We start from the raw sequence: 21,592 nt of genomic DNA on the forward strand, positions 1-21,592 counted from the left end.
AGCGTTGGGACACACGATAGGCTTCCGATTTGTTCCAAACCAGAGCAGAATCCAGAACTTATTGTCCATTAATGCGAACAATACAATTATGGAAAAAACTGAGATCGAAGGGCTGTGGACCCATATTCACTGGCTGTCGGTGCTGGAAGAACAAGGCACCTACACCGCCGCTGCCGCGCGTCTGGGCGTCAGTAAGTCCGCCGTGAGCCAGCGCATTTCTGACCTGGAAAAAGCCACCGGGACGCGGTTGGTAACGCGGACCACACGCAGCGTCAGGCTGACCGATGCGGGGTTGTCGCTGACCCGTGAAGTGCGCAGCGCCTACGAGCAAATCGCCCGCAGCTTCTCGTCTGTGCGCGACTCGGTCGGAGAGATTCGCGGGCTGGTGCGGCTGACGGCGCCCGTGGCGTTTGCCCGTCAGCAATTGGTGCCGCATCTGTCGGAGTTTTTGCAACAGTACCCGCAGGTGCGCATCCAACTGGATGTGTCGGACGCCCTGAGTTCTCTGGCCGCCGAAGGGTACGACCTGGCCGTGCGCCACGGTTTCCAGGTGCCGGAAACCCATGTGGCCTGGAAGCTGTGCGACACCGGCTCGGTGCTGGTCGCCACCCAGGATTACCTGCAGCGCCACGGCGAACCGCGCGAACCCGGTGAGCTGTCCACCCACAACTGTCTGTTCTACCCACGAGGCACCGATCAGCCTGCCTGGACCTTCGAACGCGGCACTAAACACGTCGAACGCCTCACCGTGCCCATCGCCGGCAGCTTCGCCACCAATAACAGTGAAGCCCTGCGCGATTCGGCGCTCAACCACCTGGGCATCGCCCTGCTGCCGGACTTCAGCGCCCATGCCGCCCTATCCAGCGGCAAGTTGGTGCAGGTGCTCAAGGGCTGGACGCTCAAGGGGGCGTTTGCCGATGAGATCTATTTGATCCGACCGTACTCGCCGCATGTGCCGAAGGCGGTGAGTGAGCTGGTCAGTTACTTGAAGGGGAAATTGTCCGGCGGGTTTCAATACAAAACCCACTAATGGCCTGGTCAAATCAACTTGAAGTGGATCTTTTTAAGGAACCAATTGGCCCGTAGGATTCTCTTGCGGCCACAACACTCCAGGCCGTTGCAGCTCCATCTCAAGGGCTCCCGTGCGGGGAGTGTTGATCATCATGAACTGGAACATCGTCCCCTCCACCGCCTTTCAAACCACCGCTGCGGTGATGTCCGCCATTGCCCTGCTCGGCTGCCAGCCACCCACGCGGGCTGACCTCATCAAGTACCCGTCGTTGCAGCAACGCTGGTCGATGATCTGCGACCCGCGCAGCAACCTCGCCGAGGCAAATGTGCAGGGCTGCCAGAATTTCCATGAGTGGCAAGCAGGCAGCCGGGGACCGGTGCTGGGCAATCTGATGAATCAGAACCTGGGTAAGTAAGGCGTCAGCTTTTTTCTCGCGGGATATTGCTCAGCAGAACTAAAAGTCCATAATGGACAAATAAGTTTATCTGCGGAGACACCGATGTCCAGCACACCCCATGTGATCCATCAGGCCCTAGCCCGCGAGTTGCTCGGTCAAATCGATGTACCGCAGATCCTGCGCAAACTGTTCCGTGACCTGGCAACCGGGCAAGCGGTGCAGCCGGCGCAACAACTCGTGGAGTTCCCGCAAGCGGCGGGCGACTTCATCAACTACCTGGGCGTACTGGCCGAGGATGGGGTGTACGGGGTCAAGACTTCGCCCTACATCGTGCGTGAACAAGGCCCGCTGGTGACGGCCTGGACCTTGCTGATGTCGATGCAGACCGGCCAACCATTGCTGTTGTGCGATGCGGGCGAACTGACTACGGCACGTACTGCGGCAACGACTGCACTGGCGGTGGATGCATTGGCGCCTTTGGCAGCGCGACGATTGGCGATCATCGGCAGTGGCAAGGTGGCCCAGGCGCACCTGCACTATGTGAAAGGCTTCAGGGATTGGCAGAGTATCAGTGTGTTTTCGCCAAGCCTGGTCAATGCATCCGCCGATGCTATCGCCCACATCAAGCATCTGGACCCACGGGTAAACATCACTCACAGCTGCGAGGCGGCGGTGGCCGATGCAGACGTGATCCTGCTGTGCACGTCGTCGGCCACGCCGGTGCTCGATCCGGCGTGCCTGAGCAAACCGGCGCTGATCACGTCGATCAGCACCAACGCTCCGCGTGCCCATGAGGTCTCGCCGCAAAGTCTCGGCGCGATGCAGGTATTCTGCGACTATCGCCGTACTACCCCAGGCGCGGCGGGTGAAATGCTGATCGCCGCTGAACAACACGGCTGGGACCCGCGCACCGTGGCTGGTGACCTACCCGAATTACTCAGCGAACAAGTGCAGTGTCCGTCCTACGACCGCCACGTATTCTTCCGTTCCATAGGCCTGGGCCTGGAAGACATCGCCCTGGCCAATGCACTCTGGAGACAGTTATGAGCCACGCAGACTTCATCATCATCGGCGGCGGCATTGCCGGCGCGTCCACGGGGTTCTGGTTGTCGCAGCACGGCAAGGTGTTGGTGCTGGAGCGCGAAAACCACCCGGCCTATCACTCCACCGGGCGCTCAGCCGCGCTGTACACCGCCGCCTATGGCACCCCGCAGGTGCGCGCGTTGACCCTGGCCAGCCGAGATTTTTTCGACAACCCACCCGCCGGTTTCTGTGAACACCCGCTGCTGACGCCACGGGGCGAAATGACCGTGGATTTCATTGGCGATGCGGCCGAGTTGAACGCCCAGTACTTGAGCGCCAAGGCCACCGTGTCGCAGGTGCAATTGCTCAGCGCCGACGAAGCCTGTGGAAAATTGCCGATCCTGCGCCGCGAAAAAGTCCACGGGGCGCTGTATGACCCCACCGCCAGCGACATCGATACCGACGCCCTGCACCAGGGCTATCTGCGTGGCATCCGCCGCAACGGCGGCGAAGTGCGCACCGACAGTCATGTGCTCGGTTTGAGCCGCGACGCTGACGGCATCTGGCACGTGCAAACCCAAGACACAACCCATACCGCGCACGTCATCATCAACGCTGCCGGGGCCTGGGCCGACCATATCGGCGGGCTCGCCGGCGCCGCATCTATCGGCTTGCAGCCCAAGCGGCGCTCGGCGTTCATCTTCGCCGGTCCCGAAGGCATCGACAGCCACCATTGGCCAATGCTGGTGGCACTGGACGAATCCTTCTACATGAAACCCGACGCTGGCATGTTCCTCGGCTCACCGGCCAATGCCGATCCCGTGGAACCCCAGGATATCCAGCCCGAAGAACTGGACATCGCCCTGGGCATCTACCAGATCGAAGAAGCCACCACCCTGACCATCCGCCGCCCGACCCGTACCTGGGCCGGCCTGCGCAGCTTTGTGCACGACGGTGATCTGCTCTCGGGTTTCGACCCGATGATACCGGGCCTGTTTTGGGTAGCGGCACAAGGCGGCTATGGCATCCAGACCTCGCCAGCCATGGGCCAGGCCAGTGCTGCATTGGTGCGTGGCGCGCCGCTGCCGGAGGCTCTGACGCAGTTCGGCCTCGACGCTGGTATGCTCTCCCCTGCCCGCCTGGAGCCCCATTGATGAACACCGCTGAACAAGACAAGGTCATGCAGAACTTCCGTGCGATGGCTGACGCCATCGCCACCCTGTTCTTCCCCCACGCTGAAGCGGTGTTGCATGACCTGCGCTCGCAAAAAGTCGATTACATCGCCAACAATCTGTCCAAGCGCAGCATCGGTGATGACTCGGCGCTGGAGGACATGCTCAGTGATGACGTCAGCGATGTGAACATAGGCCCGTACGAAAAGCTCAACTGGGACGGTCAGAAAATCCGCAGCCTGAGTACCGTGCTGCATGACCACAAAGGTCGTCGGCTGGCGGTGCTGTGCATCAACCTGAATATCTCACTGTTTGAAAATGCCAAGGCGGCGCTGGACCTGTTCCTGTCGCCGAGCAAACTGATCCCGCAACCGGACTCGCTGTTTCGCGATGACTGGCAGGAGCGCATCAACACATTTCTGCATGCGTGGATGCGCGAGCGTCAGTTGAGCCTGAACCTGCTGACCCGTGACCACAAGCGTGAGCTGGTGCTGGCGCTGCACGCCGAAGGGGCGTTCAAGGGCAAGAGCGCCTCGAACTATGTGGCCAATGTGCTGGGCATGGGGCGGGCGACGGTCTACAAACACCTGAAAGAGTTGAAGGACTGATCGACTTACCCCTTGTAGGAGCGAGCTTGCTCGCGAAAAAGTCACTGACGACGCGTTAAGCCATAATGAACGCGTTATCGTTAGCGTTTTTCGCGAGCAAGCTCGCTCCTACAGGGGGCAATCAATCGCCGTAGATGTCGGACTTGAAGTACTGCTGCGAGATCTTCTGGTACTCACCACTGGCCCGAATGCCATCGATGGCCGCGTTCAACTCGCTGACCAACTCGGTATTACCCTTGCGCACCGCAATCCCTGCACCCTCGCCCACGTATTTCGGGTCCTTGAGTTCCGGACCGACAAACGCGTAGCCCTTGCCCCGTGGCATTTGCAAAAAGTCGTTCAGGGGGATGGTGTCGGCAAAGATCGCATCCAGCCGCCCGGCCGCCAGGTCCATGTAGATCTCTTCGTTATTGCTGTAGCGCTTGACGTTGATGCCCTTGGGCTCGAACACCTCGGTGGCATACCGGTCGGTGGTGGTGGCGCGCTGTACGCCGATGGTCTTGCCCTTGAGGCTGGCATATTGGTCATCTACCACGGCGCCTTCCTTCATCACCAGCCGCGATGAGGTGAAGTAATACTTGTGGGTGAAATCCACCGACTTCTTACGGTCTTCATTGATGGTCATGGACGACAACGCCATGTCGATTTTCTTCACCTTGAGCGAAGGAATCAGGCCGTCGAACTCGCCTTCAACCCATACACACTTGACCTTCATCTGCGCGCACAGCGCATTACCGATGTCGTAGTCGAAGCCGACGATCTTGCCTTCTTCCGTCTTGGACGCGAACGGCGGGTAAGCCGCCTCAATGCCGATGCGCAGGGTTTTCTCGGCGGCCATCAAATGGCTGGAGGCAAGTAAGCCTAGGGCCAATGCGGTGATAAAGGGGCGCTTCTTCATGGAGTGTTCTCGCAAGTTGTTGTTGGTTTGGCAAGCCTGAAGAAAGAGATGAAGCCAGTTTTTTGTACTTATAATTCCATATTGGACTTTTACGTCTTTATCGTCAATCACCCTGCTTGGCGGTTCAACACCCATGACTTTTTTGCACAACGCAACGGTGTTTTTGAGCGTTCTGCTCTGATTTCTGCGTGCCTATACTCGGTCCAGCTTCTCGGTTCAGCCGAGGCAAAGTCCCACAACAATAATTAAGGACAGCCACCATGACCCAGCCCTTCCTGGCCGCTCGGGATTTTCTGCTCGCTCACCGCACCGACTACGCCACCGCCGTACGGGATTTCCGTTGGCCGCAACTGGGCGAATTCAACTGGGCCCTGGACTATTTCGACGCCATGGCTGAGGGTAATGCGGCGGATGCGCTGTGGATCGTAGAGGAAGACAACAGCGGGCAGCGCTACAGCTTCCAGCAACTGGCTACGCGCTCCAACCAGGTGGCCAACCACCTGCGCGCCCTCGGCGTGCGCCGGGGTGATCGTGTGTTGTTGATGCTCGGCAATGATGTGGCGTTGTGGGACACCATGCTTGCCGCATTCAAGCTCGGCGCGGTGGTCATCCCGGCCACAGCGTTGTTGAACCCCGATGACCTGCGCGACCGCATCGAGCGCGGGCAGGTTCGTCACCTGGTGGTGGGTGAAGCACATGTGCACAAGTTCGCCGGGCTGGCGGACGGTTGCAGCCGCGTCTGTGTGGGGTCTGCCCCTGCCGGTTGGGTCGCGCACAACGCGGCCTTTGAATACCCCGAGCAGTTCGAGGCCGAAGGCCGCACCCTGGCCACCGATCCGATGCTGCTGTATTTCACGTCCGGCACCACGTCCAAGCCGAAGATGGTGCTGCACAGCCACCAGAGCTACCCCGTCGGCCACCTGTCGACCATGTACTGGATCGGCCTGCAACCGGGCGACCTGCACCTGAATATCTCATCACCGGGTTGGGCCAAGCACGCATGGAGTTGCCTGTTCGCCCCGTGGAATGCCGGCGCGTGCATCTTTATCCATAACGTCGCGCGGTTCAGCGCGCCGGCCTTGCTCAGTGCGTTGGAACGCTACGGCGTGACCAGCCTGTGTGCGCCGCCCACGGTATGGCGCATGCTGATCCAAGAGGATCTCGCCAGCTACAAATCACGCTTGAGCCTGCGCGAACTGGTAGGCGCCGGTGAGCCGCTGAACCCGGAAATCATCGAACAGATCCAGCATGCCTGGGGCCTGCCGTTGCGTGATGGCTTCGGCCAATCGGAAACCACCGCGCTGGTGGGCAACACACCCGGCCAGGTGCTCAAGCCCGGTTCCATGGGCCGCCCGTTGCCGGGCTATCAGGTTGCGCTGCTCGACCCGGATGGCAATCCTGGTACTGAAGGCGAAGTCGCCCTGCCCCTGGACGCTTGTCCGCTCGGCCTGATGCTCTGTTATGAGGACAGCCCGGAGAAAACCGCCGAGGTCATGCGTGACGGCTACTACCGCACCGGCGACACCGCGCAGATCGACGCCGACGGCTACATCACCTTCGTCGGTCGCGCCGACGATGTGTTCAAGGCCTCCGACTACCGCATCAGCCCATTCGAACTGGAAAGCGCCTTGATTGAACACCCGGCGGTCATGGAAGTGGCCGTGGTGCCGAGCCCCGACCCGGTGCGCCTGGCCGTACCCAAGGCGTTCCTGATCCTGGCCCACGACGAACCGGGCAGTGCCGAGCTTGCCCGGCACATCCTCGCCTTCGCCCGCGAAAATCTCGCCCCTTACAAGCGGGTGCGACGCATCGAGTTTGTCAGCGAGCTGCCCAAGACCATCTCCGGAAAAATCCGCCGCGTGGAGCTGCGGCAGATGGAGGTGGTGCGGCGCCAAAGCGACACACGCGGTGAACAGGAGTATTTCGAAGAGGACTTTGCCTGACCGGTCAGAAGTCCACCGTGGCCGACAGCTGCAAGGTGCGCGGGTAACCCGGCGAGAAGGCGCCGTACGAGGCCACGCCCGACCAGTACTCACGGTCAAACACGTTCTGTACGGTCGCGCGGAAGGTCGTTGGCCGGCCTTCGATCTTGGTCGCATAACGCGCGCCGGCATCGATGCGCGTCCATGAATCCAGTTCCTGGGTGTTGGCCTGGCTGACGTACTGGCTATCGGTGTAGATCACACCGCCGGTGAGGGTGAAGCCTTCCAGCCACGGCGTGTCCCACTCGGCCCAGAGGTTGGCCTGGATATCCGGCACGCCTACCGGTTTATTGCCACGGTTGGCGGCAGTCGCGGACCGGGTCAGCTCGCCATCGAGGAAGGTCACGCCGCCCATCAAGCGAGTGCCGGGCGCCACTTCGCCGAACATGCTCAGTTCGAGGCCTCGGTTACGCTGTTCGGCCTGTACTGAATACACACCGTTGGCGCCCAATTCGCCGCTGGGCTTTTCAATCTGGAACAGCGCCACGGTGGTCACGAAGGTGCCGTGCTCATACTTCACGCCAAGTTCGTGCTGCTTGGACTCGTAAGGTGCAAACGTCTCGCCGGCATTGGCAGCGGTACCGGGGGCGATATCACCTTTGCTTAGGCCTTCAACATAGTTGTAGTAGAGCGACACATCCTCCCAAGGCTTGAGCACCACCCCCACCAACGGCGTGGTGGCGTTGTCTTTGTAGCGCGAGCTGACCACACCGGTGGCGCTGTAGTTGCGCGACTCGATGTCCTGGCGGCGCACGCCCAACGTCAGCTGAATGCGGTCATCCAGAATCCCCAAGGTGTCGGTCAGCGCCACGCCGGACAGTTCCGATTCGGAAATGCGCAGCACCTTCGGCGTGTTGATCGATTGCTTGGGCGTGTCGACCGGATGGTAGATGTTGGAGCGGATCTCCGTGCCGTTGGTGATGCCCCGCGACAGTTCATCTTGGTAACGGGTCGCCATCAATGTGGTGGTGTGGGTGACCGGCCCCGTGGCGAACAGCCCGCGCAGGCCCACGTCAGCGGTCGAGCGGTCGACGTTGAATTTATAGTAGCCCGGGATATTGCTGGTGTCGCCGGCGTCATTGAGGATGCGCGGCACCTGGTCGGACATGCGCTTCACATCCGACTTGCCGCCACCGGCATGGACGAACACGGTCAGGTTGTCGTTGAGGTCGTATTCGCCGCCGAGCAAGGCCGATTGCTCCTTGGTATCGGACCAACCCCATTTCTGCGGCAGGCTGGTGCGGCCATTCGGCGCGGACGGAACTTCTACTCCTGGCGCAATGGTGAAGGGCCGCGAGGCGCCCTCCCAGCTTTCCTTCTGGCTGATGTAGTCGAGGTTCAGGCGCAGGCGCTCACCGCGATAATCCAGGGCAATGGCGCCGATACCGACGTCGCGGTTCTGGTTGTCCACGGCGGTATCGCCGCCCTGCAGGCTGCCGTTGAAGCGCACGCCAAACTGGTTTTCGTCACCGAAGCGTCGGCTGATATCCAGGTGACCGCCCACTTGGGAGTCCGAAGCGTAGCTGCCGGTGAAGCGCGTCAAATCCTGGTCCAGCGGGCGCTTGGGCACGATGTTGATCACCCCGCCCACGCCGCTGTTCGGTGAAATCCCGTACATCAACGCGCCCGGTCCCTTGAGCACTTCGACGCGCTCAGCGTACTCGGTAAACGCCCGGTAGTTGGGCGCCACGCCGTACACACCGTCGTAGGCCAACTCGCCCAGGTTGCCCTCGCCGATGGCAAAGCCCCGGATGAAAAACGAATCGACAATACCGCCAGTCTGGCCGGTTGAGCGCACCGAAGGATCCCGCTCCAACGCATCGGCCACGGTCACCGTTTGCAGGTCGGCCAGGGTCTTGGCGGTGTAGCTGGTGACGCTGAACGGCGTGTCCATCACGTCCTTGTTGCCCAGCATGCCCAAACGCGCGCCACGGGCGACCTGGCCACCGGCGAGTACCTCCGGCAAGTCGGTGGGGCCGTGGTAAACGGCGTTGACGTTCGTCGCGTCAAGGGTCAGGCTTTGCGCGCTGTCGTCGGTCGACGCCTGGGTGGCAGCCCAGGCGTTGGTGCTGGCGGCGGCGAGCATCAGGGCAGTACGGACAGCGAGGGTTAACCGGCTGGCAACGGGCATGGCATCAGGGTCCTTTCATCGTGAGAAATGAGCATTACCCCTGATGCCAGCCGACGCGGGAAAAAGTATCAGCGTCCCGCACGTTTTTTTACCGAGACCGACTCATGCCAACCACCCGTGTCCTGATTTACCTGCTGTTCACGATCCAACTTGTGTCGATGGGCGCCATGGAAATGAGCGGCCCATTCTGGCCCTTGCACCTGCGCGGGCTGACCGATTCCGACACCCTGTTCAGCTTCGCCAGCATCGCGGTGTACGTGGGGCCGATGCTTGGCATCCTGCTGACCAGTGCGTTCTGGGGCCGTATCGGTGATCGCTACGGCCACAAGCTGATGATGATCCGCGCACTGGTCGGGCTCACCTTGACCCAACTGGGACTCGCGCTGTTCAGCGACCTTTGGACCATCCTGATCCTGCGCTTCCTGCAGGGTGCATGCGCCGGGTACATCGCCCCGGCGCAGGCGTATGGGGTGAGCATAGAGGCGCATTCGCGGCGGGCGCGGCTGTTTGCGCTTTTGCAGATTTCCACCAATGTCGGCTCATTGCTGGGCGCGGTGGTGGGCGGCTTGATCCTCGACCATGCGACGTTCTTCTGGATCAACCTCAGCGCCGCCGCACTCTGCGCGGTGTGCACGCTGGTGGCGGCGGTGACTTTGCCGGATGTTGCGCCGGTCAAGAAAACCGCGTCCGCTGACAAGGGTAGTGTGTGGCAAGGGTCTGCGTTACTGCCGCTGCTGAGCGTGATGGGCATTCTGCTGCTCGCGCGAATGCTGCCGCAGACTTCGTTCTCGCTTTATGTGAGCAGCACCTTCGCCGTGAGCAACGCGGTGGTGGGCCTGTGCTACGGCTTGCTGGCGCTGGGGTTTATCCTGTCGGCCACGGCTTGGTCGCGGCATTTCGAGGGCCGTACGCAAGCCGACACGCTACGGCGCATCGCTTACGTGGTGCTCGGTTGCATTGCCCTCACCGGCCTGGCCGGGGTCACCCGCGAACCTGTGGTGTTTGTGTGCACCTACTTCATCTGGGGCGTGCTGTTGGGCGCGACCACCCCGGTGCTGACGGCGCTGATCTCCAAGACCGTCGATAGCTCCCGTCAGGGCCATGTGCTGGGCCTCGCCCAAGGCACCGCGCAGTTCGCCTCGATTACCGGCATCTGCCTCGGCGGGTTGCTCAGCCAGGTGTATGGCCTGGCGTACACCTACCTGTTCGTGTGCCTGGCGTACGCAGTGGCCTGGGTTGCGATTCTCGCGTTGCGTTCCCACAGGGTTGTCCCTTAGCATTGGGAATACTTCTCAATTGCACGGATCCGCGCCATGAGCGAAATCCTTACCGCCGATAACCAGCAGCACCTGCGCGCGATCGAGGCCCTATACAGCGGCCATCACGGTTGGCTGTACGCCACGCTCAAGCGCAAACTCGGCAACGCCATGGACGCGGCCGACCTGGCCCAGGACACCTTCACGCGCATCCTCGCCTCCCAGGTCACGGTGATCGACCAGCCACGGGCGTACCTGAGCTGTGTGGCCAAGGGCATCCTGGTCAACTGGTATCAGCGCAAGGCGTTGGAACGCGCTTACCTGGAGGCGCTCGCCAGCGTGCCGCCCCATGAAGTGCCTTCGCCGGAAGCGCATTTTGTGGTGCTGGAGACCCTGCACGAGATCGACGCGATGCTCGACGCCCTGCCGTCACTGGCCAAGCGGGCGTTCCTGCTGTCGCAACTCAACGGCCTCAAATACCAGGACATCGCCGAGCAACTGGGCGTATCGCTGATCACCGTCAAACGCTACATGAAACAGGCTTTTGTGCAGTGCCTGATGCTGGTGGAATAAGTGCTCAGCCTGCGCAAGCAACCCCCGTTAGCCCCCGAAGTCCTCGAAGAAGCCGCCGAGTGGCTGATGCGCTTGAGCGAAGGCGGCCTCAGCGACCACGAACGCGCCGAATGGGAGCGCTGGAAAGCCAGCAGCCCCGAGCGTGATCGCGCCTGGGCCCGTGCGCAGTTGCTGCAAAGCAAGTTGGACGGCCTGCCGCCGGCCCTGGCCATGTCGGCACTGGATCGGCCGAGCCACCCGGAACGCCGTGCAGCCCTGGGCAAGCTGGCCCTGCTGCTGGCGGTGATGCCGGTCGGCTGGGGCAGTTGGAAACTGGCGCACACCCAGCAGTGGACCGCCGACTACCGCACCCGCGTGGGCGAGCGTCGCGAATGGGTCCTGGCCGACGGCTCGCGCATCACCCTCAATACCGACTCCGCCATCGACGTGCTGTTCGACAGCCAGCAACGCCTAGTGCACTTGCGCGAAGGTGAAATCCTGGTGCAGACCGCCCAGGATGCATCCCGCCCGTTCCTTGTCAGCACCGGCCAGGGCCGCATGCAAGCCCTGGGCACGCGTTTTACCGTGCGCGAATTGAACGCACGTACCCATCTGGCCGTGCTCGAAGGCGCCGTCAAAGTAATGCTGGCCGACAACCGCCAGGTGGCGCCGTTGGTGGTCAACGCCGGGCAACGCATGGATTTTTCCGCGCAGACCTTTGGCTCGCTCACCCCCACCGACCGCAATGTCGGGGCCTGGGCCCAAGGCATGCTGATGGCCGACAAGATGCGCCTGGCGGATTTCGTCGCCGAGCTGACCCGCTATCGCCGAGGCTTCGTGCGCTATGACCCGACGATTGCCGAGCTGCGCATTTCCGGCGCCTTCCCCATCAGCGATACCCAACGCACCTTGAACATGCTGGTGCAGACCTACCCAGTGCTCGTCAGCGGCCACTTGAACGGCTATTGGGTCACCCTGTCGCCCGCCTGAGCGGGCGCGAAAAATAAAACACCGCTCGGGTGATACTTTTTCCGATCTCGACTGGCACACACAGGAACCCCCCTTTTCCTCTCGTCCACAGGGCTCCCTTTGATGCTTGTGATTCGCAGCGCGCTGCTCAGCCTGGCCCTGGCCAGCGCCGCCATGGCCGCGCAGTTGGATGCGGTCGCGGTCCGTGCCTACCAGATCGCGCCAGGCCCGCTCGGCGCCACGCTGTCGAGCTTCGCCGTGGACGCGGGCATCGCCCTGTCGTTTGTCCCGGCCCTCACCGAAGGCCTGACCAGCCCTGGGCTGTCCGGTACTTACTCAACCCAGGAAGCCGTCACCCGCCTGTTGGCCGGCAGCGGCCTGGACATGGTGTTGCGCAGCGACGGCACCTACACGCTGGTGCAGCGCCAAGTCACCCTCTCGGACACCACGGTCAGTGGCGTCGAGCTACGCGCCAATAGCCTGCCACCGTTGTATTCAGGCGGCCAAGTGGCCGTCGGCGGGCGACTGGGCATGCTCGGTAATGCGGATGTGATGGACGCACCGTTCAGCGTCAGCACCTACACCGCCTCGTTGATCAAGGACCAGCAAGCCACCACCGTGGGCGATCTGCTGGAACGCGACTCCTCGGTGCGTTCCACCGGGCAGACCGGCGGCATTGTCGACTCGTTTTTCATCCGTGGGTTTCCGGTGGGCGAAGGCAACCTCGGCGAATTGGCGTTCGACGGCGTGTACGGCGTGGCCTCCAACTACCGGGTGTTCACCGAATACGCCGAACGTATCGAAGTGGTGAAAGGCCCCGGCGCGCTGCTCTACGGCATGTCACCCAACAGCGCGGTGGGCGGAGTGATCAACGTGGTGCCCAAGCGCTCGCTGGAGGAAGACCTGACCCGCTACACCGCCAGCTATGCCCAGGATGCGCACGTCGGTAACCGGATCGACATCAGCCGCCGTTTTGGCGGGGAACGCCGCTTTGGTATGCGTCTCAACGGCGGCGTGCAACAAGGCGACACGGTGATCGACAAGCAATCCCGTGAAGTCGGCATCGGTGCGCTGTCCCTGGATTATCAGGGCGACAGCCTGCGGACCAGCCTGGACCTGATTTCCCAGGAAGAAACCTTCGACGCCGCGTCCCGACCGTTCCTGATCGCCTCCGGCGTAAAGATTCCCGACGCCGCCAATGGCCGTACCAACGTCAGCCAGGACTGGGGCTGGTCGCGCACCCGGGACAAATCCGCCCTGCTCAGTGGCGAGTACGACCTCACCGACAACTTGACGGTGTTTGCCCATGCCGGTGGCGGCAAATCGGCGGTGGCGCGCCTGTCCGACCAGACGCCAAGCATTATCAACACGGCCGGCGACACCTCATCGATCCCCGGTTATTACCGCTTCGAAGTGCAGCGCTACACGGTGGATGCCGGTGCGCGCCTGCGCTTCGACACGGGGCCGATCAGCCACAGCGGTACCCTGCAAGTCACCCGCTATCGCGATGAGCTGTCACGCGGGATAATCTCCGGCGCGGCGGTGCTGTCGAATATCTACCACCCGGTCGGGCGCCCCAAACCCTCCATCGCCAAGCCGGACGCGCCGAAAGTCTCCGCCACCGAGTTATCCGGCGCGGCCATTGCTGACACCCTGTCGATACTCGACCAACGCGTGCAGGTCACCGTGGGCTTGCGCAAACAGAACATCCAGTCCCATAACTACAACGCCGCCGGTGCCGTGACCACGGCCTACGACGCGAGCAAGACCACGCCGCTGTTCGGCGCGGTGGTCAAGCCCTGGGAGCATGTGGCGTTCTACTACAACTACCTCGAGGGCCTGAGCAAGGGCGATGTGGCACCGTCCAATGCGGCCAACGCTGGGGAGATCTTCGCGCCTTACGTTTCCAGGCAGCATGAAGTCGGGGTGAAGCTCGATTACGGCACCTTCATGTCGACGCTGGCGCTGTTCCAGATCCAGAAACCCACGGGTGAACTGGCCCTGGGACGCTTCTCGGTGCAAGGCGAACAACGCAATCGCGGCCTTGAACTGAGCCTGTTTGGCGAAGTCGCCCCAGGCACGCGCCTGCTCGGTGGCGTGACCCTGCTGGATGCACAGCTCACCAAAACCAGCATCGCCGCCAACCAGGGCAACACCCCGGTGGGCGTGCCCGAAGTGCAAGCCAACCTCTGGGCCGAATGGGACACCCCGTGGGTCGAAGGGCTGACGTTGACCAGCGGCGCGATCTATACCGCCAGCCAGTACGTCAACCAGGCCAACACCCAACAGCTGGATGCCTGGACCCGCTTCGATGTCGGCGCGCGCTACAGCACGCGCATCGCCGAGCGTCCGACCACCTTCCGCGCCACGGTGCAGAACCTGTTCGACCGCGAATACTGGTCCGGTGTGGCCTCCTACGGCGCGTTTTCCCAGGGTTCGCCACGCACCCTCCTCCTGTCGGCCACGGTCGACTTCTGATACCTGCAAGGGCTCACATGATGCGTTCGATTGTTCGATGCGGCCACGTTTTGGCGGCGCTGTTGTTCACCGGGTTGCTGGGAACGCCTGCGCTGGCGGCGCCCGCCACCGTCACCGATTTGCTCGGCCGCCAGGTCAAGGTCAATCTGCCGGTGCAGCGGGTGATTCTGGGCGAAGGCCGCCAGTTGTACCTGGTGGCGGCGCTGGATACGCAAAACCCCATCGAGCGCATCGTCGGCTGGCGCAAGGACCTGATCCAGTCCGACCCGGACACCTACAACGCCTACCTGCGCAAATTCCCCGAGATCGCCAACATCCCCACCTTCGGCGGTTTTGAAGACGGCACCTTCGACATCGAACAAGCGATTTCCCTGCGGCCCGACGTGATCATCCTCAATATCGAGGCGCAACACGCCACCGATGACGCGCGCTACATCGAGAAGCTCGACGCCCTGAGCATTCCGGTGGTGTACGTGGACTTTCGCAACCAGCCCATGACTAATACCGAACCGACCATGCGCCTGTTCGGCCAGTTGTTCGGCAAAGAAGACCGGGCCGAGGCGTTTATCACGTTCCGCAACCAGCAGATCCGCCGTGTGACCGAGGTGATTGCCGCGCAGCAGCCCAAGCGCCCCGACGTGTTCATCGAGCGCATCGGCGGCTACACCGACGATTGTTGCCTGAGTTTCGGCGATGAGAACTTCGGGCTTTTTGTCGAGATGGCCGGCGGTAACAACATCGCCAAAACCATCATCCCCAGCACTTTCGGGCAACTGAATCCTGAGCAGGTGATCGTGGCCAATCCGGACCAGGTGGTCGTCACCAGCGCCAACTGGGAGGCTTTCGCGCCGGGCGGCCATTGGGTCGGCGTCGGCCCCGGCGCAGACATGGACCAAGCCCGGCATAAGCTGGCGTGGTACACCCAACGCCCGGCCTACGCCGGGATCAAGGCCCAGCAGACCCAGGCCTTCCACGCGATCTGGCATCAGTTCTACAACAGCCCGTATCAGTTCGTGGCGATCCAGCAATTGGCCAAATGGTTTCACCCGACGCTGTTTGCCGACCTCGACCCGGAAGCCGCGTTTCGCGAGTTGCATGAACGATTCCTGCCGGTGCCCTACGCGCCTGGTTACTTCGTGAGCCTCAAGCCATGACCGCCTACCGTCAACTGGTGCTGCGCAAACGCCTGATCCTGGCCATCCTGACCCTGCTGTTGCTGTGCAGTGTGTTGCTGGATTTGGCCCTCGGCCCGGCGCGCTACAGCCTCAGTGAAGTGCTCGGCGCCCTGCTGTCGCCGGACAGCGCGGCGCCCCAGGTGCGCGTGGTGATGTGGGATATCCGCCTGCCGGTCGCGCTGATGGCTGTGGCGGTCGGCGCGGCGTTATCCCTGGCCGGGGCGCAGATGCAGACGATCCTCAACAACCCGTTGGCCAGCCCGTTCACCCTGGGGCTTTCCGCCGCCGCCAGCTTTGGCGCGGCCATGGGATTGGCCTTTGGCGTGGCACTGTTTCCGCTGGCGGCGCAGTACATGGTGCCGGTCAACGCGTTCATCATGGCGATGCTGTGCGCACTGCTGATCCACTTCCTGAGCCTGCGCCGTGGCGTCACCGCCGAAACCATCGTGCTGCTCGGCATTGCCCTGGTCTTTACCTTCAACGCGCTGTTGGCGCTGGTGCAGTTTTTCGCCACCGAGCAAGCCGTGGCGGCCGTGGTGTTCTGGACCATGGGCAGCCTGACCAAGGCCACCTGGCCTAAGTTGGGCGTGATCTGCCTGGTGATCCTGATCACCCTGCCGATCTTCGCCAAACGTGCCTGGGCCCTGACCGCCCTACGCCTGGGCGACGACAAGGCCGCCAGTTTCGGTATCAACGTGCGCAGCCTGCGTTTCCAGACGCTGATCATGGTCAGCCTGCTCGCCTCGTTCCCGGTGGCCTTTGTCGGCACCATCGGCTTTATCGGCTTGGTCGGCCCGCACATCGCCCGCATGCTGATTGGCGAAGACCAACGCTTCTTCCTGCCCGCCTCGCTGCTCACCGGCGCGTTGATTCTGTCGGCCAGTTCGGTGGTCAGCAAAACCCTGATCCCCGGTGCGATTTTCCCGATTGGTGTGGTCACCTCACTGATCGGCGTGCCGTTCTTTATCTCCCTGATCCTGAGCGGGAAGAAAAACTCATGGTAAGCATTCAGTTGCAGGATCTCGGCGCCAGCTACGGCCAACGCAGCATCATCAGCGGCGTGTCCACGGCCCGCTTTGTCGGCGGCCAGGTGGTGGCGGTGGTCGGGCCCAACGCGGCGGGCAAGTCCACCTTGTTCAAGCGCATCGCCGGGTTGATCGACGGGCCGGGCCAGGTGATCCTCCAAGGTTCGACAAAGGGCTCCCAAGCCATCAGCTACATGCCCCAGGGCCTGAATGCCAGTGCGCGGTTGACCGTGTACGAATCGGTGTTGCTGGCACGCAAGCAACTGTCCCCCGCCTGGGCCGTGCAGGATGACGAACTGGCACTGGTCGAGGAAATGCTGGCAGCCCTGGGCATCACCGGATTGTCCATGCGCAACCTCGGCGAACTCAGTGGCGGCCAGCAACAGTTGGTGTCCATCGCCCAGACGCTGGTACGCGAACCCGACGTGCTGCTGATGGACGAGCCCACCAGTGCCCTCGACATGCATCGGCAGGTGCAGGTGCTGAACTTCATGCAGGCCCTGGCACGCAAGCGCCAGGTGATCGTGTTTATCGCCCTGCATGACCTCAACCAGGCGCTGCGTTTTGCCGACCAGGTGCTGGTGATCGCCGACGGCACCGCCCACGGAAGCGGGCCGTGCCATCAGGTGATCAATGCGCGGATGCTGCGCGAGGTGTACAAGGTCGAGGCGCGCATCGAGCGATGCAGTCGGGGCCAGCCTCACATTTTGATCGACGACATCGTCTGACTGGCCCATTTCTCTTGAATACTTGCCTGATCCTCCGACTTATCGACTAACGGATAGATAGCCCTTGTGCACTGGTCTAGAGTTCGTCGATAAGCGGCCAGTGCATTGACTATCAAAAAGGCCGCACCTACCGTTGATCAGCAGGTGAGCCATGGAATTACGAATCAACCAAAAGGCCTATCAGGTCGATGCCGACGCCGACACGCCATTGCTGTGGGTGATCCGCGATGACCTGGGCCTGACCGGCACCAAGTACGGCTGCGGCCTGGCCCAGTGCGGCGCCTGTTCGGTGCTGGTGGATGGCAATGTGGTGCGCTCCTGTGTCACGCCAGTAGCCGCCTTGGTCGGGCGTGAGATCACCACCATCGAGGCAATTGAAAGCGATGAAGTGGGCAAGCGTGTGGTCGCGACCTGGGTCGAGCATCAGGTCGCGCAATGCGGCTATTGCCAGTCCGGGCAGGTGATGGCGGCCACTGCGCTGCTCAAGCACACCCCCGCGCCCAGCAAGGCGCAGATCGAGGCGGCGATGATCAACCTGTGCCGCTGCGGCACCTATAACGCCATACACGCGGCCGTCGACGCCCTGGCCAAACAGGAGGGCGCTTGATGAGCATCCTCAACGAACTGCTGGATGCACCGGTCAACCTGTCGCGCCGCCGTTTTCTGGCGAGCACGGCCGTGGGTGCACTGGTCATTGGTTTTGGCCTGCCACTGGGCTCGGGCCGGGTGCAAGCCGCCACCGCCGCTGAACGCGGCACCCAGGTGCCGGCGTTCCTGGAGATTCGCCCCGACGGCACAGTGCGCCTGCTCAGCCCGTTCATGGAAGGCGGACAAGGCACCCACACCGCCATGGCGCAGATCGTCGGCGAAGAACTGGATGCCGACCCCGCCACTTTCATCGTCGAAGCCGCCCCGCCCGGCGAGGCCTATGTGGTGATGGAGAACGGTATGCGCATCACCGGCGGCAGCATGTCGGTGCGCATGAGCTACCCGACCATGCGTCGCCTTGGTGCCCTGGCCCGGGCGATGCTGCTGCAGGCTGGCGCTAAACAATTGGGCGTGCCGGTTGGCGAACTGACCACCCAGCCCGGCCGCGTGGTGCATGCGGCGTCCGGACGTTCGCTGGGTTATGGCGAACTGGCCAGCAGCGCGCTCGACATGCCCGTGCCAGATCCCGCCAGCATCACCCTGCGCGACCCGAGCCAGTTCCGCTGGATCGGCAAGCCGGTCAAGCGCCTGGATGCTTACGACAAATCCACCGGCAAGGCGCTCTACAGCATCGACCTGAAAGTCGACGACATGCTCCACGCGGCGGTACAACATGCGCCACGCCTGGGCATGACCGTCGGCAGCCTGCGCAACCAGCCTCAGGTCGAAGGCATGAAAGGCGTACATTCGGTGCACGTGTTGCCTGGCGCGGTGGCGGTGGTGGCTGAACGTTGGTGGCACGCCAAGCGTGCGGTTGAAGCGATCCAGGTCGACTGGCAGGAAGCGGCCGCCGACTCGACATTGCGCGTCATGCCAGCGGACTTTTCCAGCGACAAGCACTTCGACTTTCTCGCTGCCCAGCAAGGCCCGGTCCGCGACGACGAGAACGAAGGAGACGTCGCCGCCGCGCTGAAAGGTGGCAAGACCCAGCTCGAGGCGACGTATCACAACCAATACCTCAACCACGGCCAACTGGAGCCGCCGTCAGCCCTGGCGCGCTTCAACCCGGATGGCAGCCTGGACATCTGGCTGCCCAACCAGGCGCCGGACATGTTCCGCGCCGACATCGCCAAGCGCACCGGCCTCGACCCTGCGCAAATCAACCTGCACTCGCCGCTGCTCGGTGGCTTTTTCGGCCGGCACTTCCTGTATGACTCGGCCAACCCCTACCCGCAGGCCATTGCATTGGCCAAGGCGGTGGGCCGTCCGGTCAAGCTGATCTGGAGTCGCGAAGAAGAATTCTTGCGCGATGTGCTGCGCCCAGTGGCAGTGGTCAAGTTCCGCGCCGCGCTGGATGACAAAGGCTTGCCGGTCGCCATTGAAGCCGTCAGTGCGACCGAAGGCCCGACCGAAGCCCTCGCTGGCAAACAGGGCGATAAAATCGACCCCACGGCGGTTGAAGGGTTATCGGGCAAGTCCTACGCCATCCCCAACAAACGCATCGCGCAGATCTATGTCAAAGGCGCGCCCATGCTCGGTTACTGGCGCTCGGTGGGCAATTCGCTCAACGACTTTTTCTACGAGTCGTTCCTGGATGAGCTGGCGGACAAGGGCGGGCATGATCCCTATGAGCTGCGCCTGCACCTGCTGCGCGACAACCCACGGCTGACCACCTTGCTGCAAGCGGCGGGTGAACTGTCCGGTGGCTGGAAGCGCGGCCCCTTCACTGCCGAGGATGGCACTCGACGCGCACGTGGCGTGGCCATGGCCTCGCCATTCGGTTCCCACACGGCGGCGATCGCTGAGGTGTCCATCGAGAACGGCAAGGTCAAGGTGCACGATATCTGGCAAGCCATCGACCCCGGCAGCATCGTCAACCCGGCGATTGTCGAGGCCCAGGTCAATGGCGCCGTGGCGTTGGGCTTGTCCCAGACCTTGCTGGAGGAAGCGGTGTACGTGGACGGCAAGCCACGGGCGCGCAACTACGACTTGTATCCGATCCTGGGGCCCGCGCAGATGGCACGGGTGCATGTACGGATAGTCGAGAGTGGCGAAAAGATGGGCGGTATCGGCGAGCCGCCGTTGCCCGCCGTGGCTCCGGCCGTGGCCAACGCGGTGGCGCAATTGACAGGCCAGCGCGTGCGCAGCCTGCCCTTGAGCCGACACACTTTTAGCTGACCTTCAGGAAACGCCCATGAACAACCGTCGATTCGCAAGAACCGCAGGCTGGCTGGCGCTGCCCTGCCTGGTCGCCGCAGGCCTGCTGGCCTGGTACGTCACCCGTGAACCGGCTACGCCGTTCGAACAGGAACAGGCCGGAGCCCGCTTCGAGCCCGCCTTGGTCAGCCGTGGCGAGTATGTCGCCCGCCTCAGCGATTGCGTGGCCTGCCACAGTCTGGCGGGCAAGGCGCCGTTCGCGGGGGGCCTGGAAATGGCTACACCGCTGGGGGCGATCCACGCCACCAACATCACACCGGACAAACAGACAGGCATCGGCACTTACAGCCTGGCCGATTTCGACCGTGCGGTGCGCCATGGCGTAGCACCCGGCGGCCGCCGGTTGTACCCGGCCATGCCCTACCCGTCCTACGTGAAACTCAACGATGACGACATCAAAGCGCTGTACGCGTTTTTCATGCAGGGCATAAAACCGGCCAACCAACCGAATATTCCCAGTGATATTCCCTGGCCGCTGAACATGCGCTGGCCCATCGCCCTGTGGAACGGCGTGTTCGCGCCCACCGCGACTTACGCGGCCAAGCCCAATCAGGACGCCCTGTGGAACCGTGGTGCCTACATCGTCCAAGGCCCCGGCCACTGCGGCAGTTGCCACACGCCCCGCGGCCTGGCCTTCAATGAAAAAGCCCTGGATGAATCCGGCGCGCCGTTCCTTGCCGGCGCGCTGCTCGACGGCTGGTATGCGCCGAGTCTGCGCCAGGACCCCAACACCGGATTGGGCCGCTGGACTGAGCCGCAGATCGTGCAGTTCCTCAAGACCGGACGCAACGCCCATGCGGTGGTCTACGGTTCGATGACCGAGGCTTTCAACAACTCCACGCAGTTCATGCAGGACGAGGACCTGGCGGCCATCGCCCGCTATCTCAAGTCATTGCCCGGCGACCCGCAGCGCGACGGCGCACCCTGGCAGTATCAGGCGGTGGCGGCGGTTCAAGACGCCCCCGGCGCCCACACTTACGCCACCCGTTGCGCCTCTTGCCATGGTCTCGACGGCAAGGGCCAGCCCGAGTGGATGCCGCCCCTGGCCGGCGCCACGTCAGCACTGGCGAAAGAAAGCGCCTCGGCGATCAACATCACCCTCAACGGCTCGCAACGCGTGGTAGCGGCCGGCGTGCCGGATGCCTACCGTATGCCGGCCTTCCGTGAGCAATTGTCCGACGCGGAAATCGCCGATGTACTGACTTACGTGCGCAGCACCTGGGGCAATAACGGTGGCACGGTGGATGCCAAAGCGGTGGGCAAGTTGCGCGGGCACACTGACCCGGCGAGCAGCAGCCCGATCATCCTGCACATGCGCTGA

General features: G+C 62.8%; 18 protein-coding genes. 16 read left to right on the plus strand and 2 right to left on the minus strand.

Features of this window, described 5'->3' with window-relative positions; all coding sequences use genetic code 11:
- Positions 1 to 88: 88 nt before the first annotated feature.
- From ACP7C6_RS25645 to ACP7C6_RS25665, 5 genes are all read left to right on the plus strand, one after another.
- Complete coding sequence (locus tag ACP7C6_RS25645; protein WP_068933959.1) at positions 89 to 1,030, plus strand: LysR family transcriptional regulator; 942 nt, start codon at positions 89 to 91, stop codon at positions 1,028 to 1,030.
- A gap of 133 nt (positions 1,031 to 1,163) precedes the next feature.
- On the plus strand, positions 1,164 to 1,427 hold the full coding sequence (locus ACP7C6_RS25650) for a hypothetical protein (RefSeq protein ID WP_426109391.1): 264 nt from the start codon (positions 1,164 to 1,166) through the stop codon (positions 1,425 to 1,427).
- Between the two features lie 84 nt (positions 1,428 to 1,511).
- Complete coding sequence (locus tag ACP7C6_RS25655) at positions 1,512 to 2,456, plus strand: ornithine cyclodeaminase family protein (RefSeq protein WP_426109392.1); 945 nt, start codon at positions 1,512 to 1,514, stop codon at positions 2,454 to 2,456.
- Positions 2,453 to 3,586: an NAD(P)/FAD-dependent oxidoreductase gene (locus ACP7C6_RS25660; protein WP_068933964.1), complete on the plus strand. Its 1,134-nt coding sequence runs from the start codon at positions 2,453 to 2,455 to the stop codon at positions 3,584 to 3,586. The genes ACP7C6_RS25655 and ACP7C6_RS25660 overlap by 4 nt, the downstream gene beginning before the upstream one ends.
- A complete protein-coding gene (locus ACP7C6_RS25665; protein WP_426109393.1) occupies positions 3,586 to 4,212 on the plus strand; it encodes a helix-turn-helix transcriptional regulator in 627 nt (208 codons plus the stop codon). Before ACP7C6_RS25660 ends, ACP7C6_RS25665 begins: the two co-directional genes overlap by 1 nt.
- Positions 4,213 to 4,333: 121 nt before the next feature.
- Here ACP7C6_RS25665 and ACP7C6_RS25670 read toward each other — a convergent pair whose 3' ends face one another.
- Positions 4,334 to 5,110, minus strand: a complete 777-nt coding sequence (locus tag ACP7C6_RS25670; protein WP_426109394.1) for an ABC transporter substrate-binding protein — start codon at positions 5,108 to 5,110, stop codon at positions 4,334 to 4,336.
- A 260-nt stretch (positions 5,111 to 5,370) separates the two neighbouring features.
- Between ACP7C6_RS25670 and ACP7C6_RS25675 the strand changes: the two genes are divergently transcribed.
- Positions 5,371 to 7,053 (plus strand): AMP-binding protein, encoded by a 1,683-nt coding sequence (locus ACP7C6_RS25675; protein ID WP_323990099.1) that lies wholly within the window; start codon positions 5,371 to 5,373, stop codon positions 7,051 to 7,053.
- A gap of 4 nt (positions 7,054 to 7,057) precedes the next feature.
- Here the strand turns inward: ACP7C6_RS25675 and ACP7C6_RS25680 are convergent, their stop codons facing one another.
- Positions 7,058 to 9,223, minus strand: a complete 2,166-nt coding sequence (locus ACP7C6_RS25680; protein ID WP_426109395.1) for a TonB-dependent receptor — start codon at positions 9,221 to 9,223, stop codon at positions 7,058 to 7,060.
- A 104-nt stretch (positions 9,224 to 9,327) separates the two neighbouring features.
- On the opposite strand from ACP7C6_RS25680, the gene ACP7C6_RS25685 reads away from it, so the two are divergent.
- The 10 genes from ACP7C6_RS25685 (at position 9,328) to ACP7C6_RS25730 (ending at position 21,592) form a co-directional block, all read left to right on the plus strand.
- Positions 9,328 to 10,500, plus strand: coding sequence for an MFS transporter (locus ACP7C6_RS25685; protein WP_426109396.1), 1,173 nt, complete (start codon positions 9,328 to 9,330; stop codon positions 10,498 to 10,500).
- Positions 10,501 to 10,536: 36 nt separating this feature from the next.
- On the plus strand, positions 10,537 to 11,052 hold the full coding sequence (locus ACP7C6_RS25690) for a sigma-70 family RNA polymerase sigma factor (RefSeq protein WP_028619680.1): 516 nt from the start codon (positions 10,537 to 10,539) through the stop codon (positions 11,050 to 11,052).
- Positions 11,053 to 12,021 (plus strand): FecR domain-containing protein, encoded by a 969-nt coding sequence (locus ACP7C6_RS25695; RefSeq protein WP_426109397.1) that lies wholly within the window; start codon positions 11,053 to 11,055, stop codon positions 12,019 to 12,021.
- 102 nt (positions 12,022 to 12,123) lie between these two features.
- Positions 12,124 to 14,478, plus strand: a complete 2,355-nt coding sequence (locus tag ACP7C6_RS25700) for a TonB-dependent siderophore receptor (RefSeq protein WP_426109398.1) — start codon at positions 12,124 to 12,126, stop codon at positions 14,476 to 14,478.
- Between the two features lie 20 nt (positions 14,479 to 14,498).
- Positions 14,499 to 15,632 (plus strand): ABC transporter substrate-binding protein, encoded by a 1,134-nt coding sequence (locus ACP7C6_RS25705; RefSeq protein ID WP_305385533.1) that lies wholly within the window; start codon positions 14,499 to 14,501, stop codon positions 15,630 to 15,632.
- Positions 15,629 to 16,657: a FecCD family ABC transporter permease gene (locus tag ACP7C6_RS25710; RefSeq protein ID WP_028619676.1), complete on the plus strand. Its 1,029-nt coding sequence runs from the start codon at positions 15,629 to 15,631 to the stop codon at positions 16,655 to 16,657. The genes ACP7C6_RS25705 and ACP7C6_RS25710 overlap by 4 nt, the downstream gene beginning before the upstream one ends.
- Positions 16,651 to 17,406 carry an ABC transporter ATP-binding protein gene (locus tag ACP7C6_RS25715; protein WP_311895597.1) on the plus strand — a complete coding sequence of 252 codons (756 nt, stop codon included), beginning with the start codon at positions 16,651 to 16,653 and terminating at the stop codon, positions 17,404 to 17,406. Before ACP7C6_RS25710 ends, ACP7C6_RS25715 begins: the two co-directional genes overlap by 7 nt.
- A gap of 151 nt (positions 17,407 to 17,557) precedes the next feature.
- Positions 17,558 to 18,013, plus strand: a complete 456-nt coding sequence (locus ACP7C6_RS25720; RefSeq protein WP_028619674.1) for a (2Fe-2S)-binding protein — start codon at positions 17,558 to 17,560, stop codon at positions 18,011 to 18,013.
- A complete protein-coding gene (locus ACP7C6_RS25725) occupies positions 18,013 to 20,232 on the plus strand; it encodes a xanthine dehydrogenase family protein molybdopterin-binding subunit (RefSeq protein WP_028619673.1) in 2,220 nt (739 codons plus the stop codon). The genes ACP7C6_RS25720 and ACP7C6_RS25725 overlap by 1 nt, the downstream gene beginning before the upstream one ends.
- 16 nt (positions 20,233 to 20,248) lie before the next feature.
- Complete coding sequence (locus tag ACP7C6_RS25730; protein ID WP_426109399.1) at positions 20,249 to 21,592, plus strand: c-type cytochrome; 1,344 nt, start codon at positions 20,249 to 20,251, stop codon at positions 21,590 to 21,592.

This window comes from Pseudomonas sp. TWR1-1-4 (genome assembly GCF_049897165.1).
GTDB lineage: Bacteria > Pseudomonadota > Gammaproteobacteria > Pseudomonadales > Pseudomonadaceae > Aquipseudomonas > Aquipseudomonas canadensis.